The organism is Enterococcus sp. DIV0213h (genome assembly GCF_051711285.1).
Taxonomy (GTDB): Bacteria; Bacillota; Bacilli; order Lactobacillales; family Enterococcaceae; genus Enterococcus_D; species Enterococcus_D casseliflavus.
Genome location: NZ_JBIOMH010000001.1, coordinates 2,385,217 through 2,401,894 on the forward strand (window position 1 = coordinate 2,385,217; position 16,678 = coordinate 2,401,894).

Annotated in this window: 15 protein-coding genes; 4 read left to right on the plus strand and 11 right to left on the minus strand. The window is 43.2% G+C overall.

Going from position 1 to position 16,678, the window contains the following annotated elements; genetic code table 11:
- Positions 1–2: 2 nt before the first annotated feature.
- A complete protein-coding gene (locus IGI77_RS10995) occupies positions 3–935 on the minus strand; it encodes an ABC transporter ATP-binding protein (RefSeq protein WP_015509966.1) in 933 nt (310 codons plus the stop codon).
- Between the two features lie 86 nt (positions 936–1,021).
- Between IGI77_RS10995 and IGI77_RS11000 the strand changes: the two genes are divergently transcribed.
- Positions 1,022–2,131 (plus strand): sensor histidine kinase, encoded by a 1,110-nt coding sequence (locus IGI77_RS11000; protein WP_370447897.1) that lies wholly within the window; start codon positions 1,022–1,024, stop codon positions 2,129–2,131.
- The gene (locus tag IGI77_RS11005; protein ID WP_010749438.1) at positions 2,128–2,751 is read left to right on the plus strand and encodes a response regulator transcription factor; all 624 of its coding nucleotides are present in this window, start codon (positions 2,128–2,130) and stop codon (positions 2,749–2,751) included. The genes IGI77_RS11000 and IGI77_RS11005 overlap by 4 nt, the downstream gene beginning before the upstream one ends.
- A 103-nt stretch (positions 2,752–2,854) precedes the next feature.
- Here IGI77_RS11005 and IGI77_RS11010 read toward each other — a convergent pair whose 3' ends face one another.
- The 5 genes from IGI77_RS11010 to IGI77_RS11030 form a co-directional block, all read right to left on the minus strand.
- Positions 2,855–3,082, minus strand: coding sequence for a hypothetical protein (locus IGI77_RS11010; protein WP_005229738.1), 228 nt, complete (start codon positions 3,080–3,082; stop codon positions 2,855–2,857).
- Positions 3,083–3,183: 101 nt separating this feature from the next.
- Positions 3,184–5,838 (minus strand): SF1B family DNA helicase RecD2, encoded by a 2,655-nt coding sequence (recD2, locus tag IGI77_RS11015; protein WP_016610842.1) that lies wholly within the window; start codon positions 5,836–5,838, stop codon positions 3,184–3,186.
- 20 nt (positions 5,839–5,858) lie between these two features.
- Complete coding sequence (locus tag IGI77_RS11020) at positions 5,859–6,512, minus strand: histidine phosphatase family protein (RefSeq protein WP_438770042.1); 654 nt, start codon at positions 6,510–6,512, stop codon at positions 5,859–5,861.
- Between the two features lie 17 nt (positions 6,513–6,529).
- Positions 6,530–7,033: a tRNA (uridine(34)/cytosine(34)/5-carboxymethylaminomethyluridine(34)-2'-O)-methyltransferase TrmL gene (gene trmL / locus IGI77_RS11025; protein WP_015509970.1), complete on the minus strand. Its 504-nt coding sequence runs from the start codon at positions 7,031–7,033 to the stop codon at positions 6,530–6,532.
- Between the two features lie 354 nt (positions 7,034–7,387).
- On the minus strand, positions 7,388–8,230 hold the full coding sequence (locus IGI77_RS11030) for a methyltransferase domain-containing protein (RefSeq protein WP_438770044.1): 843 nt from the start codon (positions 8,228–8,230) through the stop codon (positions 7,388–7,390).
- Between the two features lie 102 nt (positions 8,231–8,332).
- On the opposite strand from IGI77_RS11030, the gene IGI77_RS11035 reads away from it, so the two are divergent.
- Positions 8,333–8,974, plus strand: coding sequence for a copper homeostasis protein CutC (locus tag IGI77_RS11035; RefSeq protein WP_015509972.1), 642 nt, complete (start codon positions 8,333–8,335; stop codon positions 8,972–8,974).
- A gap of 61 nt (positions 8,975–9,035) precedes the next feature.
- On the opposite strand, the gene IGI77_RS11040 is transcribed toward IGI77_RS11035, so the two are convergent.
- Both IGI77_RS11040 and IGI77_RS11045 read right to left on the minus strand, forming a co-directional pair.
- A complete protein-coding gene (locus IGI77_RS11040) occupies positions 9,036–10,817 on the minus strand; it encodes an ABC transporter ATP-binding protein (RefSeq protein ID WP_016610838.1) in 1,782 nt (593 codons plus the stop codon).
- Positions 10,804–12,555: an ABC transporter ATP-binding protein gene (locus tag IGI77_RS11045; protein ID WP_010749432.1), complete on the minus strand. Its 1,752-nt coding sequence runs from the start codon at positions 12,553–12,555 to the stop codon at positions 10,804–10,806. The genes IGI77_RS11040 and IGI77_RS11045 overlap by 14 nt, the downstream gene beginning before the upstream one ends.
- Positions 12,556–12,699: 144 nt before the next feature.
- Between IGI77_RS11045 and IGI77_RS11050 the strand changes: the two genes are divergently transcribed.
- Entirely contained in the window at positions 12,700–13,536 is an 837-nt protein-coding gene (locus tag IGI77_RS11050; RefSeq protein WP_128489306.1) for an AraC family transcriptional regulator, read from the plus strand.
- A gap of 56 nt (positions 13,537–13,592) precedes the next feature.
- Here IGI77_RS11050 and mgtE read toward each other — a convergent pair whose 3' ends face one another.
- Genes mgtE through IGI77_RS11065 form a run of 3 tightly spaced genes read right to left on the minus strand, consistent with a single transcriptional unit; the run spans position 13,593 to position 16,676 of the window.
- Positions 13,593–14,957 carry a magnesium transporter gene (mgtE, locus tag IGI77_RS11055; RefSeq protein WP_010749430.1) on the minus strand — a complete coding sequence of 455 codons (1,365 nt, stop codon included), beginning with the start codon at positions 14,955–14,957 and terminating at the stop codon, positions 13,593–13,595.
- A gap of 17 nt (positions 14,958–14,974) precedes the next feature.
- On the minus strand, positions 14,975–15,874 hold the full coding sequence (locus tag IGI77_RS11060; RefSeq protein WP_074932946.1) for an RluA family pseudouridine synthase: 900 nt from the start codon (positions 15,872–15,874) through the stop codon (positions 14,975–14,977).
- A 4-nt stretch (positions 15,875–15,878) separates the two neighbouring features.
- Positions 15,879–16,676, minus strand: coding sequence for an NAD kinase (locus IGI77_RS11065; RefSeq protein WP_026008090.1), 798 nt, complete (start codon positions 16,674–16,676; stop codon positions 15,879–15,881).
- Between the last annotated feature and the right edge of the window lie 2 nt (positions 16,677–16,678).

A 16,678-nucleotide genomic window follows, 5' to 3' on the forward strand; every position in this document is an offset into this window, starting at 1 on the left:
CTTTAGTCTCTCAATTCCTTGCCCGTGATCTCTAAAAAGACATCATTCAAGGTGGCTTCTTTGGTTGCAATTTTTCCATAAGTGATATGCTCTGCTTGTAAGAGCGTCAGAATCGGTAATAAAACTGTATTCAGCTCCGTCGTTGTTACTTCAAGCTGACCGTTTTTATAGGCGATCCCATCAGAAGCAATGGTTTGCTGAATCGTTGTCAATACAGGCTCAGGTAGTAAGGGGATATCGATGGTCAAACGATCCGCTGTCCGTACCATATCTTTTAGAGATTCCTTGGTTCCTTTAGCAATCACCTGTCCTTGATCCATAATCACGATCTGGTCACAAAGAATCTCCACCTCTTCCATGTAATGGGTCGTATAAACAATCGTCGCTCCTTGACGATTCAGTTCTTTGATACTTTCTAAAATTTTGTTCCGACTTTGAGGATCGACCGCTACCGTGGGTTCATCTAAAAAGATCAAGCGCGGCTTATGAGCGATCCCGCAGGCGATATTCAATCGTCGCTTCAACCCACCGCTGAGCTCGCCTGGGTGAAACGTCACAAAATTTTCCAATCCCACTAATTGAATCACTTCTTCGATCAAGGCTTGGCGTTTCTGTTTGTCAGCAACATATAAACCGCAAAAGTAATCGATATTTTCTTGCACACTAAGTTCTTCAAAGACGGCAACATCTTGAGGAACGACGCCAATCATTGCCTTGACGGCATAATTTTCCGGCGTCATGATTGATCCAAACAGTTTAATGGTGCCTTTGTCATAATTTAACAAAGAGAGCATACAGTTGATGGCGGTGGATTTTCCGCTTCCGTTTGGTCCCAATAATCCTAAAACTTCTCCTTCTTGAACTTGCAGATCAAAATGGTTCAATGCCACAAAATCACCATAGCGTTTTACTAATTTATCAATTTCGATAATCATGATGAAAAACTCCTTCCAAATTTCTTGTTAATCTGACTATAATAAAGTTCAAGGAAAGAAACTAGTGACGATTGGCTAAACCAACCATGACATTTGTCACAATGAAGGAGTCTCCTATGACGAACTATCGACCACTCACCGAAGCGGGCTTTTTCCTCGCTATCTCATTGTTCTTATTGGTAAACCAAGGATTTGTTGCTGTGCAAGTCATCTATCTGCTGATCGCTGTTTTATTTACTGGCGTCAGTTATTTGCTGCCTAAGAAACCAAGCTGGTTTTTTCAAGTTATTCTGTTGCTGCTATGTGCCTTTTGGCCAGCGCTTGCCCTCTTTTTGCCCGCAATGATGCGAGTGATCGCTCCAAAAGAAAGACAAGATGATGGTTTATTCCTATTAGGTTTTTTGTTGATTTCGACGGTTGGCAACCATTCACCCACTGAGCTCGCCTTTATCATCCTGCTACTGCTTTTCGCTTTTTATTTACGAAAAAAAGAGCAGCGAATGATCGATCTTGAGAAAAAATATATTGCTTCAAAAGATACCCATTGGGAAAAGCAGCAGCAGTTATCGGAACAAAACAAAGCATTAGCCCTGTCACAAGAGACAAAATTAGCCTTACAAATCGCGGAAGAACGAAATCGAATCGCGCGAGATATCCATGACAATGTCGGCCATCTACTTTCGAGTGCCATTTTACAAATTGGTGCGCTTGAAATGATCAATCAAGAGCCGAAATTAAATGTGCCGTTAGCAAATTTGAGTGCAACGGTTCACACTGGGATGGATCGCATTCGGCAAAGCGTTCATGATCTCCATGAAACATCGATTTCTTTTCCGCAAGCCATAGAGTTTCTGATTGCTGATTTTCCCTCTTCCGTAACGATTGAAGGAAACTTGTTTGAAGGATTGAGCGAAGCACAGCAAAACTGTTTCTTAATGGTCATCAAAGAAGCCTTGACCAACAGCATCAAACACAGTCATGCCAAAACCGTTGTCGTGCATTTTCGAACGCTGCCCGCCTTTTACCGTTTGCAAATCACCAACGAGGACGTCAATTCACCCCAAACTGCAAACAGCGGAATCGGTCTGAAAACGATGCGTCAACGGGTCCAGGAGCTGCAAGGTCAAGTTCATATTTTGCAAGAAAACCAACGCTTTCAGTTGACGATCATTTTACCAAAGGAGGAACACCAATGATTACTGTAGTTATTATTGATGATGACCCGTTTGTGACGACCTCGTTACAAACCATTCTTGAAAGCACAGAAGAGATTCAGGTGTTGGGTATCGGTCATTGTGCCAAAGACGCCATTGCTCTTTACGAAGCCCATCGTCCTGACGTTTTGTTGACCGACATCCGTATGCCGGAACAAACTGGGATCGCTGCTGCCAAAGAAATACTGGCTAAATTTCCGCAAGCGATCCTCTTGCTTTTGACCACCTTCAAAGATCAAGAATACATTCGTGAAGCCTTTTCTATCGGTGTCAAAGGATATTTGATCAAACAGAACCTGCAAGCGATCATCCCTTCTGTCAAAGCCGCATACAATGGGCAAGTCGTGTTTGGGAATGAGATCGTCGAGACCTTCACGCAAATGATGAAGAACCAACCAGCGATAGATAATCAAGCATCTTTTAGCGAACGTGAACTTGCAATCATCAAAGAAGTAGCAGCGGGTAAAAACAATAAAGAAATCGCTGATGCCTTGTATTTGAGTGATGGAACCATTCGTAATTACATCAGTCAATTACTAGAAAAGCTGGAGTTGCGGGATCGCACGCAATTAGCGATCTATTATTATCAGCATTTAAAGTAAACCTCATCGATTGCAAAAAAGCCTGAAGAATGCGAAGCTGCATTCTTCAGGCTTTTTGTTTTCTATTCGAATATCCGACTGTCGTAGTTTTTTGGTGGACAAGCTATGGATTTCCAGGACTGCCAGGATTCGTTGGATTATTCGGTGTGTTAGGCGGAAAAATCGGTGCCTTATCTAACGTTTTTTCTAAGCCAGATTCTTCCCGATCACCTCGTTCTGACTCAGGACTTTCATCCAATTTGAATTCTTTTTCCATCTCATCTAACTTTTTAAAGTCGTTGCCAGATTCTTTTGCTAATTTTGCTAATTTATCTTCGGTTTCTTTCGCCATAACGTAACGCCTCCTTTTGATTTTAGCTTAGCATAAGAAGCTAAAAAACCAAAAGAAAGCGCTCACTAACGACCCTTTTTTAGGATTTTCTCATCTTTGAATCATCCATTTTTTGTGGGCATAAAGTCGTATGGAGAACAATCCTTCATGCCAATCATTGGATCCACTAAATGCTTTTTGACCATCGTTAAAGTCAATACACCATCGTTTGGCGTTTCTTCGATGAGTGCTTCTTCCCCCGTGGTCCCTTCACTTAGAACCTTATCCCCTGACAGAGGCTTTGCCGTTTCTGTCTGATTTGATGCTGACGGCTCCGTCTCGGCAAAAGCAAACAAATCAAGCCCACTATCTGAGGTCTTTTCTACCGCTTGCTTGTTAGCAGTAACTTCAGTGCTGGATTGCTCCTTTATCTTCGTCGAAGACGTTTTTACTTTCGTGTCAACAGAGGAATCATCATAAAATGGATCATCCGCTTCTTCAAATTGGGCCAATTTTGCTCGTTGCAACGGCGTCATTTTTTCTGTGCCATTGATGCGTTCTTTCAGCGTCGTTAAACGAGTCGCAGATTCGTGGTTGACACAAGTTTGGTACGCTTGTGGTTCACCAAGTAAAATCAGCATCTCTTTGCTGCGGGTCACAGCAGTATATAGCAAATTGCGCTGCAGCATGCGTTGGTATTGATGAACCATCGGCAAAATGACCATTTGAAATTCACTGCCTTGAGATTTATGGATCGAACAACAGTAGGATAACGTGATCTTGTTCCATTCATTCCGCTTATAGGTTACTTCGTTGGCATCAAATTGAATGACCAGCTCGTCGATCTTGTCTTCCGACTGTTTGGCTAGAGTGATCCCAACGATTTGCCCCATATCGCCATTAAACACGTTATCTTCAGGAGAGTTTACCAACTGCAAGACCTTATCGCCGATACGATACACCGTATCATTGAAGGTCACCTCTTTTTTGGTCCCATCATTGGGGTTAAAAATCTCTTGCATCATTTTATTAAGGGCATCGATACCCGCTGCCCCACGATACATCGGTGCCAACACTTGAATATCTTGCGGCGTGTAGCCTTTGTCTTTTGCCCGTTTCACGATTTGAGCGATCAACGGTTCGATTTTGTAAGCATCACACGCAAAGAAAGAACGATCTTTTTGGTTTTGTGTAAAATCAGCAGGCAGCTGCCCATTTTTTATGGCATGGGCGAGTGGAATAATACTTGACCCATCGCCTTGACGATAGATTTCCGTCAATTCTTGTTTCGGGATCGCATCGATCGCTAGCAAGTCATGAAGGACTTGCCCTGGTCCCACAGAAGGAAGCTGATCTTTATCCCCCACAAAAATCACTTGCATATTCGTAGGAATCGACTTAAAGAGGGTATTCGCCAGCCATGTATCCACCATAGACATCTCATCGACGATCAGTAAGCCGCCTTCTAATTCTTTTGGACTGATCGATGGCGCTTTTTCACGTCCGTTCAAGCCTAACAAACGATGGATCGTACCACTTGGCAAGCCAGTCGTTTCGTTCATTCGTTTGGCGGCTCGACCAGTCGGTGCTGCCAAGAGAATCGGAAAGGTTTCGTCGCTGTATTTTGATGGTTCTAAGTCCAAATCGTTCAATTCAGCAAACAATTGTACGATCCCATTGATCACCGTCGTTTTCCCAGTACCAGGTCCTCCTGTCAAAATAAACAATGGCGAACGAATGGCTTCTTTGATTGCTTCTTCTTGCGAAGACCCATAGGTGATGCCTAAATGCTTCTCAATTTTTCGCAGCGTTTTGCTGATTTTTTTCTCAGGATACACGATCTCTTTTTTGCGTGAAAGCAAGCGTTCGATGGAACTAGCGATTCCCCACTCAGAAAAGTACAAACTGTTTTCATATAAACGAGTTTCTTCTTGCTGGATTTTTCCTTCTTCCACTAATTGAATGATCGTTGATGCCAGGTCGTCTGGCGCGATCTCAATAGGTCGACTCGTCTCTAATAAACGCAGTGTCTGCTCTAACAAGTCCTGGGCATGGATAAAGGTATTACCCGTCTGCAGGGATTGGGCAAAGATCTGATGCAAGACTGCTGCTCGAAACCGTTGCGGTGACGAAGCTTCGATCCCTAGCTGCTCAGCGATGCCATCTGCGCGTTTAAAGCCAATGCCTTCAATGTCTTCCACCAGCTGGTAAGGATTTTCTTCGATAATTGCTAATGCTTCATTTTTGTAGGCTTGGTAGATTGCAAAAGAAAGCTGACTACCAAAACCATAACGGCTCAAGCCAACGATCACTTGATCCATCCCATGATTTTGCCGAACGGTATCTAAAATCATTTTTTGCTTACTTTCATTCAATCCTGGAATCTGCTCCAACAATGTTGGTTCTTCCAGCATCCGGTCGATCGCTTCTTCTCCTAAAAGATCAACGATTTTTTCAGCGGTCTTCTTGCCGATCCCGGGAAATTTTTCTCCAGAAAGATAGGCGATCAACCCTTGTTCAGAGGTTGGTTGTTCTTGTTGGTAGCTTTCGGCCTTCAACTGGACACCATACTTGGGATGATTGACCAGCTCACCAAAAAAACGATACTTTTCCTCTTCTTGGATTTCGCCGAAACTACCAGTAACGACGATCTCCGAGTCTTTGTAGTCGGCATTATTCTCAGTGACTTTAACTAATAGTACTTTATAAAAATTGCTGGGATTCTGGAAAAAGATGGCGGCAACATGGCCGACAAAAAACGTTCTTTCTGGAATCATGGTGCCGCTCCTTTCATGGTTTACAATAAAGCGTCTAATCCTGCCTGATTGCTTAAAAAGCTTGCTTCATTCCAAACTTTTAGTTCAAAAGGCAATACTTTTTGTTCATTCGTCTCTAATAAGCTAACGCTGTTATTGACTAATCCACCTTGCTCTCTTAATTCGGCTAATGGTTTGCCTGCAAGCCACTGTATAGCAGCCGTAAAGGATGCTCCATGACCGACGAACAATAATGGGCCTTCATGCTGCATCACCGCATCCATGACGACGGTCTCGATTCGGCTCAATGTTTCTTGGATCGGCTCACCTTTAAAGGCACTGGGATCGTATTGATCCAGGTGATTACGCAATTCAGTCAGCTGTTGGGGATACTTCTCATGCATTTCATCGATGGACCGACCTTCCAATTCACCGAGTCCGATTTCTCGCAGGTTCTCATTATAAATGATTTCAACAGGGTGTTGGAGTCTTGCTTGGATCTCTTGAGCAGTCACTTTTGCTCGCAAAGATGTACTTGAGTAAATCTTCTCAAAAGGAATAGCTGCCAGATAATCACCGAGTAATTTGATCTCATCATAACTTTCTGGCAATAACGGCGAATCGCCCAGCATTCCTTGAAAGCGGCGTGCTTGGTTCCACTCTGTTTTTCCGTGACGGGTAAAGTATAATTGCATCGAAAAAGCCTCGCTTCTTAGTCTAATTTGTCGTTCTCATAATGATGCGTCAATTCCAACTGCGGAAATCCTTGCTGCCGCAAAACTTCATAAATGATCAAGGCCGCCGTATTTGATAAATTAAGGGAACGAACGTGCTCATCATTCATAGGGATCCGCAAGCATTTTTCGGCATGCTCACGCATAAAACTTTCTGGAAGCCCCGTCGTTTCTTTCCCAAAAATGAAGAACTGATCGTCATCTGCGGTGTAATCGACATCAGAATACACGCGATTGGCAAATTTCGAGATCAGGTACAACGGACGCGCTCCTAAAAAGTCCATAAAAGCAGCTAAATCTTTATGATAGGTAATATTGACATCGTGCCAATAATCAAGCCCAGCACGCTTCAATTGCTTGTCATCCGTTGAAAAGCCTAAAGGCTCGATTAAGTGTAAATGAGTATTTGTTGCTGCACACGTCCGTGCAATATTCCCCGTATTGGCTGGGATCTGAGGTTCAAAAAGAACGATGTGATTCATAGATAAAAACTCCTTTCGATCGGTTACTGCCGATCGGTTCTCGCATTGATTTGTGTCGTTAAACGTTACGTTTTCCATTGCATGCTCAGTAACTACTTCAATAACTTCTATAGTACCATATTTTGGCACGCTTGTTTTTCTAGAAACAACATTTTTTGGGCGCTTTTTTGGGCATAAAAAAAAACGTACCAACTCGGTGTCGATCACTGCGAGTCGTTACGTTAGTGAAGCTCTTTTCACTAACTTTTATCAGAACAGGAACCTGATAAAAACCAATGAAAAATGACTTGAGAACAATATATCACTCCCATGGCATGATTGCAAGAGTAAATAACAAAAAAGTTCAAAATATTTTCAGGAAATTTTCGCAATCAACACCTCAACATCAACCGTAATCTGTGTCAAAGGGGTTTGTCGCAGCTTTTCTTTGCGTTCCTCCGAAGCCCCCCACTCTAACGGGGACATGGCAAGTAAATCTTGACGATTTTCTTCAGGGATCGCAAAAACATGCGTCACTCTTTGACGGGATGCGTTGGGATAGTGTTCAAAAAATTTGCTAACGACCCGTTCATTCGAATACTGCTGTTTTGTTTCGTTATCAGGATAAAAAGCGGCTCGTAGTTCTTTTAAATAGTCCGCCGCAGGAACCACTTTGATCAGCTGTCCGCCTTTTCTTAGAATGCGGTTAAACTCCCCATAATTTGACGGCGAAAATAGATTGAAAATCGTATCAAAGCTCGCTTCAGCAAACGGCAGGTTGGTCAGATCCGCCACACACCAAAAAGCTGGTACGTTTTGATTGGTTGCTAGATAGACTCCGTCCTTGGCAATATCAAAGCCGACAGCCGCCTGAGTCTTTTCATTGACCAGCTGAGCCAGAAAACTGCCTTCCCCGCAGCCAACATCTAAAAGATACTTAGCATCTCCCAAAGCTGCTTTGATGGTCTCAAGGACTGGTGCATACATGCCGCTAGCGATCATTCGTTGACGCGGCAAAAACAGTGCTTGATCATAATCTGCTTTGACTTGATGATCCAAAAAGAAAAGTGTGCCTTTCTTTGATAAGTCAAATCGATGACGATTTGGACAAACCAAGCCATTTTCGGTCGGGAAAAATGCTTGGCGGCACAATGGACATTCAAACAAGTGATAATGGGCGTTTAAAAATAGGCGCCCGCGATCGATTTTTTTTAACATTCAACTTCCCTCATCTCTGCTCTACTTTAGCATATTCTTGTGGTAGAATGCTAGTGGATAGAATAACAAATCAATTGAACACCCATCAAATGGAGGTAAATCATGTTAAAAGAATTTTGTGCAGAAAACTATACCAATATTCCCTTAGCGATCGCCCGAGGTGCAAAGCGCATCGAACTCTGTGATAATTTAGCAGTCGGCGGAACAACACCAAGTACCGGCGTGCAAGAAGAAGTTCTGCAATATGCTGGCGAAAAAGGAATACCCGTTATGACGATCATTCGACCTCGGGGCGGTGATTTTGTTTACAATGATACAGAATTGAAAATCATGCATACCGACTTGATCGAAGCAAAAAAATTAGGAACAGACGGCGTTGTTCTAGGTTGCTTAACACCTAGCGGCTGGTTGGACGAAGAAGCATTGGAGCTACTGTTAGAAACCGCAGAAGGCTTGCAGGTTACTTTTCACATGGCGTTCGACGCGATTCCTGCAGCGCGCCAATTCAAGGCGATCGATTGGTTAGCTGAGCATGGGGTACAGCGGATTTTGACCCATGGTGGTGCTGCAGGCACTCCAATCGAAGCAAATTTCGATCGTCTGAAAGAATTGATCGCCTATGCTGGTGAGCGTTTAACGATTTTACCTGGCGGTGGCATTTCCTTTGAAAATGCCCAAGAAGTTGCCGATACACTAGGTGTAAAAGAAGTTCATGGAACCAGAATCGTTGACCTTAACGATTGAGCTTGAAGGACACAAAGAAATCCCCACAAACGATGCGCTTCTATCGTTTGTGGGGATTCTTTTAGATGGCTTGCAATAAGTCGTATTGTGATTGATACAAATGGTGATACAAGCCTTTTTGTGCCATTAGCTGATCATGGTTACCCGATTCAGCGATCGTCCCCCCTGCCACGTAAAAGATTCGATCAGAATTTTTGATCGTGGATAATCGGTGAGCGATGATAAATGAGGTTCTGCCTTCTAACAGCTTCAACAATCCTTCTTGCAGCAATTCTTCTGTCTTCGTATCGATACTTGAGGTCGCTTCATCTAAGATCAAAATTTTTGGATCAGCCAACAACGCTCGGGCAAAGGAAATCAGTTGCCGTTGCCCTGCAGATAAAGTACTTCCTCGTTCTTCGACGACGGTTTGATAGCCGTCTTTCAACTCCGTGATAAAGTCGTGGGCACGGACGATCTTCGCTGCTTCGATGATCTCTTCTTCTGTCGCATCTAATTTTCCATAGCGAATATTCTCTATGATCGTTCCTGAGAAAATAAAGGTATCTTGCAGCATGACACCCATTTGTGAGCGCAGCGATTCCAGCGTCACGTCACGAACGTCCATCCCATCCACTTTAACACTGCCTTCATTGACATCATAAAAACGGCTCAGCAAGTTGATGATCGTGGTTTTCCCTGCACCAGTAGGACCAACCAAAGCAATACTTTCCCCAGGTTCAATGTGGAAGTTAACATCAGAAAGAATGTTTTTGCCTTCTTCGTATCGGAAGGTCACGTGTTCAAAATCAACGGTCCCTTTCATCGTCGGTAATACTTTTGCATCAGGTTTGTCTTCGATATCTGGGACTTCATCCATCGTTTCAAAAATCCGTTCAAGATAGGCTGTTGCTGTAATCAAAGAATTATAAAAATTCCCGATATTGATGACTGGATTCCAGAAATTATTGATATAACTGATAAAAGCGATCAGAGTACCTGTGCTGACATCGACACCGATCTGACGAATGCCGACAAAATAAATCAAACAAGTCGTAATGACTGAAATGTTTTGCACCCCTGGCCACATCAGAAACTGAATTTTGACAGCTTTCATCCATGAAGTCCGGTAATCATTGCTGACTTCTTGGAAGATCTCAGCATTTTCTTCTTCTCGCGCAAAGGATTGAGTAATCTTGATACCAGCAATACTTTCATGAATGTAAGCATTTAGATTGGATTGTTTATTACTCAACACCTGATAAGCTTTGCGCTGGTTATTCTTGATCACCATCACCATGATGAACAAAATTGGCAGCAACGCAAGGGAATACAAGGTCAATTTGAAGTCGATCGCAAACATAAAGATCAAGGTGATGATGACGTTGAAAACATCCGAGATCAAATTGATCAGGCCGTTGCTCAATAGGTCACTCAGTGTATTGATATAGTTTACGATGCGAATCAAGATCTTGCCGTGGGGCCTTGTATCAAAATAAGAAAAAGGCAGTCGCTGCAGATGTTCAAAAATATCAAAGCGCATATCCTTCAATACGTCTTGACCAATATTCGTGATATGGTAGATACGGTAACGCATGCAGACGCCGATAACGATCAAGGTCACTAGAAAGGCAGCTCCTAGAAGCAGCAATTGGTTGACATTTTTCTCAGGAATCGATGAATCGATCGCGATCTTTGTAAACACGGGCGCCAACATTCCTGCTAAGTTTGCCAGAATGATCGTAAATAGTACTTTCGCAATACTTCTTTTATAAGGAACGACATATTGTGACAAGCGTTTGAAATCCTTCCAGCTAAACTCCTGGTCTAATTCCTCATCCACATCAAATTTATTTCTCGCCATCGTCTTCACCTCCTGACAAGCCTAATTGTTTTTGATACACTTCGTAGTATTTGCCCCGCAGACTGACAAGTTCTTCATGGGTCCCTTGTTCAACGACTCGTCCTTTTTCCATCATCAGAATCTGATCGGCTTCTCGAACAGAGGAGATCCGATGCGCAATGATAAACGTCGTTTTCTCTCCTGTTAATTTTGTCAGCTCCTGTTGGATCTTCGATTCTGTCTCCATATCGACGGCAGACGTCGTATCATCCAAAATCAAGATCGATGGATCTTTGGCTAAGGCCCGTGCTAGGGAGATCCGTTGTTTTTGTCCGCCAGAAAGCCCTACACCTCGCTCGCCCACGATCGTTTCATAGCCTTGAGGCATCCGAGAAATAAAGGTATCTGCATCAGCGACTACCGCCATTTGCCGAATAAAGCCTTCATCAGCTAAAGGATTTCCAAAAGCAATGTTGTCGGAGATAGTATTGGAAAACAAGAAGACATCTTGCATCACCATTGAAATGTTTTCCCGCATTTGACGCACGGGATACTCTTTGGCGTTTTTTCCATCAATCAATACTTCCCCTTCAGTCGGATCATAAAAGCGTCCAACTAAATTCACTAACGTCGTTTTCCCTGAACCGGTTTCCCCTAAGATCCCTAACGTTTGGCCAGGGCCAATTTTGAAGTTGATGTTTTCCAACACATTTTGATTCGGATCATCCGAAAAGTGGAAGGAAACATCTTTAAACTCTACAAATCCTTTGATTGGCTCTAATTTTTCTTGTTGATGAACAGGAATTTTCGATTCTTGCGCCAACATTTGCCGAATTTTGATACAGGCTGCAGAAAATCGCTGAACGTCGTTGATCAACCAACCACTCATACGCATAGGATTATTCAACATCCAAAGATAGCCATTAAACGCAACAAGATCCCCTAATGTCATCTCGCCGTTGATGACGAAGATCCCACCCAAAATCAAGGCAATGACTGACAAACTTCCTGCTAAGCCATCAAGCCATGGCAGATAGGTACGGGATACTTTGGCAGATGCCATATTGCGGGTCTTAAAATCTTCGTTGTAAGAGCGAAATTTTTCAATCTCAAAATTTTCACGAGCAAAAGCTTTCACCACTCGATTGCCGCCAATATTTTCTTCCACCATTGAATTCAAGCGCGAAAAGCTCTCACGAATGTCAAAAAACAACGGGTGTGCTTTCTTAGACATGCGATTGGTCAACAGAAATATGATCGGTGTGACAGCCACCAGCGCCAACATCAATTTCCAATCAATAAAGCTCATAACCACCACCGCTGAAAAGAACCACAAGATACATTCAGCGATATTGTAGGTCACCCAAGAAACAAAGTGGCGAATGGCATCGGTATCACCAGTCATCCGTGCCATAATATCTCCCACACGAGTGTGATTGAAAAAGTCGAAATCCAATTCTTGCAGCTTCTGATACAAATCTTCCCGTAAATCGTATAGCGTATTTTGCCCGACCCGTTCAAATAAAATTTGATAACTGTAGCGGACAATGGTACGAATGACGGTCGTTGCGATCATGATCAACAATAATGGAATCAATAAGTGCGTTTTTTGCTGATTGATGACATCATCGATCACCATTCCTCCCAAGTACGGATTAACAATGATCAGCGCTGCATTGATCACTAAAAACAGGACTGCCAATATGATTTTTCCCCGGTTCTTTTTGGCATAGCGCCAGATCCATTGTGTATTACTCATCTAATTCCCCCTCTCGTTGTTAAGCTTAGCGTTTTGAAAAGCGATTTGAATGGTTTTTCTTACTCATTTTGATGTAAAATATTAGTAAGAAGTACCATTCCCTTTTTTTACAGGAAATAAGCACCCAATTGGAGTGAATCAGCCATGAATTTAGTTAACCCTCGCACGTTTAATCCAGAAATCATCTATCTCTTTGACCCATGGACACAATCAGAAAGTCATGGCGAAATGCACCATCATGACTTTTTAGAAATCAGCGTCTTGTTAGAAGGAGAAAGTACCTATTATTTTGAAAAAGAACCAGCGAAAAAAATCCGTGCTGGCAGCGTCATGCTTTTCAATCCTGGCATCGATCACTGCGAATTGCAGCCTAAGGGCACTCGCTCCCATCAGCTGCATATTGGTTTGAAAAATATTTCTTTGGAAGGCTTTAAACGGAATTTTTTCCCGAACAAACACCCCTTGTTGGAGCTAGGCAAATACCATCATCAAGTTTTGGAAAAAGCCTGGCAGTTGGTGAGAGAAAGCAGTGAAGAGCGGGATGAGTTTCAATTGATGCAAAAGGCTGTTTTGATGGAGATGCTCGTCTACATTTTACGTGGACTAAATGAAGACCATATCAATGTCGTGCCTTACCTTTCCAAAAGCCAACGACGACAACAACAGATCGTCAACTATACGGTCTATTACTTGGAAAATCATTACAAAGAAGAAATCACGTTAGAGAAGCTTGCACAGGATCAATTTCTCAGCCCGACGTACCTTTCAAAGATTTTTAAAGAGGCGACGGGTGTCAGTCCTATCAACTACTTGATTGAGATTCGCTTAAAGCGTGCCAAAGACATGTTAAAAAATGAAAACCTCACGATCAAAGAAGTCGCCTCTGCTGTGGGCTATCAGGATGCTTATCACTTTAGCAAGTCTTTTAAAAAACTTTATGGTGTCTCTCCTTCTGGGGTATTGCCAAAACCAAAAAATTAAAGAGCAAGCCGATGATCTTCCTTTGAATGAAGAATCATCGGCTTGCTCTTTTTTGTTCATTGAATAAAATAGTTCATAAAAAGACTGGCAATGTTGAAGTAGATCAAAACACTGGTCAAATCGCTAAGGGTCGTGATAAACGGACCACTTGCCACTGCTGGATCAAAACCCAGCTTGTCCATCAGCATCGGGATCAAACTTCCCGCTAAGTTGGCTACTGTGATGGCACACATCATCGCCATCCCAATCACAAACCCTAGAATCGGATTTTGTTTCCAGACAGCTACGATAGCAAAAATCGTCAACCCCGTGATGGCACCTGTGAACAGTCCCGTCAGCACTTCACCTACCACCGTCTTCATAAAGCTGTTTTCTTTGTCGTCATTGATCGCCAGACGACGAACGGCTACGGCTAAGGATTGGGTACCAGCATTACCGGCGGTCCCAGTGATCAGTGAGATAAAGACAGCGAGAATACTTGCTTCGCTGACCAACTCTTCATAATGACTGATCAGACTGGCGGTGGCCATTCCGAGAAAGAGTAAGGTGATAAGCCAAGGCAAGCGTCTCGAAGACGCTTTGATCGGGTTCTCACTGACTTCTTCCACATTGACCCCTGCCAAACCAGAGTAGTCACTGGCTGCTTCATCATCGATAACGTCGATGATATCATCGACGGTCACGATCCCTAATAGGTGATCGTCATAATCGGTGACTGGCAATGCGAGAAAGTCATAATCTCGGAAGGTCTGAGCGACATCCTCTTGGTCATCTCCAACATGGACCGACATCACCCGCTCGTTCAAAATATCAGCGATCATGGTATCTTCATCATTGATGATCAAGTCTCTTAAAGAAATAACGCCCACAAGCTTATTATCAGTATCCACGACGTAAATATAGTAAATCGTCTCGGCAACATCTGCGGCATTTTTTAAGACATACATCGCTGAACGAACCGTTTGGTTGGCAACAATGGAAACAAACTCGGTAGTCATCAGCGATCCAGCAGTTTCATCTTCATAATGCAGCAGCTCTTTGATTTCGCTAGCAGCTTCAGCGGTCATCAAACTCAAATATTTTGCTGTTTGTTTTTTATCCAGAGTATTCAGCAGGTCAACCGCATTATCGGTATACATTTGCGCCAACATATCAGCCGCATAGGCAGGGCGCATCTCTGAAAGATAGTCCACCATGTGTTCATCATCTTCTTCAATGACGTCAAACATGTCTGCCAATTCTTTCGGGGAAAGATACGTATAGACGATTTGTCGATCGGCTGCTTCTAGAGATTGGTAGAACTGACCCTGCTCGTAGATATGCAGATCCAAGAACGCCTCACGAAATCCCTGGATATCATTGTCTTTTAATGCTTGATTCAGTTGATCAAACCGTTCAGTTAATTCTTGATTTTCATCCAATCTCTTCACCTCATTTGTTATTGCCTATCCATGGCTGAGCAAACAGCGGCCATGTCTGCTGGTAAGGGCAGCTTAAAAGCCAACGGTTCATTCGTAAAGGGATGCTGAAATTGCAGCTGACAGCAGTGTAATGCTTGTCGTTTGATCCCAAGAGCCATTGTACCGCCATACATCTCGTCTCCTAATAAAGGACAACCGATTGCAGAAAAATGGACCCTTATTTGATGCGTCCTGCCTGTGTGTAACTGAATATCAACTAAAGCGCAATCTGAATTGCGTTGTTTTAGCCAATACTCCGTCCGTGCTTCTTTTCCTTCGTCACTGACCTTGCGTTTCAATAGTGACGTCAGGTCTCTAGCAATCGGCAGCTCAATCTCACCATGGGCAGAAAGTGCGGGCAGTTCACCAGCAACGAGGGCTTGATATTTTTTTACGACCTGCTTCTTTCGCAACTGGCTATCCAGCTTCGCATGGGCAAACCCATGTTTTGCAAAAAGCATCAGTCCTGATGTGTCACGGTCTAACCGCGTGACTACATGAATCACTTGATCTTCATAGTGCTGCGCTTGATAGTAGGCCTTGACGCGATTGGCCATCGTGCCAGTCGGATGATATTGCGCAGGGATCGATGAGATGCCTGCTGGCTTATTCACGACTAACAGATGGGCATCTTCATACACGATCTCAATCGGTGTCGGGTCAGCCAGCATCGTCTCATGTTCCCCTTCAGGAGGAATTACAATAGTTACCCTATCATTTTGCGCCAAAGAAAACAAGACGTTTTGCTCGTGATCGTTGACAAATATCTTTCCGCCTTGAAACTTGATTTTTGCTAATAGTCCTTTGGACACCCCTTGTTCCTTCAAAAAGTATTTGACTTGCTGTCCTTGTCCAGTATAGTGATACGTAAATTCCATGGGTTTATTCTTCTCCAATAAAGGAATCTTTGACCCGATTCCAAAAATGCATATGCCGATAAGACGCAAAATGAATCCGTTCATCGGCAATACGGTAATAGATAGCATCGATTTCTTCTTGTTCGATGGTAAACTGATCGATCGTCACTAAATAGTCGGTGCTTTGCTGCAGTTGTACTTTGACCCATTCATGGTGTCCCACGACGATCGGCGAACCAAGGGTCCGAAAGACACGATTGTTCAACGAAGCAATTTCTGCCAATTGAAAGGCATTGATACTTGGGTGCAAGACTGCCCCACCAACACTCTTGTTATAAGCAGTGGAGCCGGTGGGCGTTGAGATCGATAAGCCATCGCCGCGAAACTTTTCAAAGAGGTCTTCTTTAATAGAAATATCGGCAACCATCGTGCGATTGCCACGCTTGATCGTTGATTCATTCAATGCTAGGAAATGCTTGTCTGATTTTCCATTCGCATACGTGATACGGACATCTAATAACGGATAGCTGACGCTTTTTTGATGGTCATTGCATAATGACTCGACTAGTTCTTCCAATTCATAATCTCGCCAGTCCGTGTAAAAGCCGAGATGACCCGTATGGACGCCTAAAAACTGTACTTGGTCCAACTTATGATTGTACAAGTGAAAAGCAGAAAGGAGCGTGCCATCTCCCCCAACAGAAATCACTAATTCAGGATTGTCTTGATCGATCTTATTTTCAGATTGTTCTAAAAGCGTAGTTAAACGCTTTGTCACTTCTACCGACTTGCTTTCTTGATTATGGACGATTGCCACGCGGATAC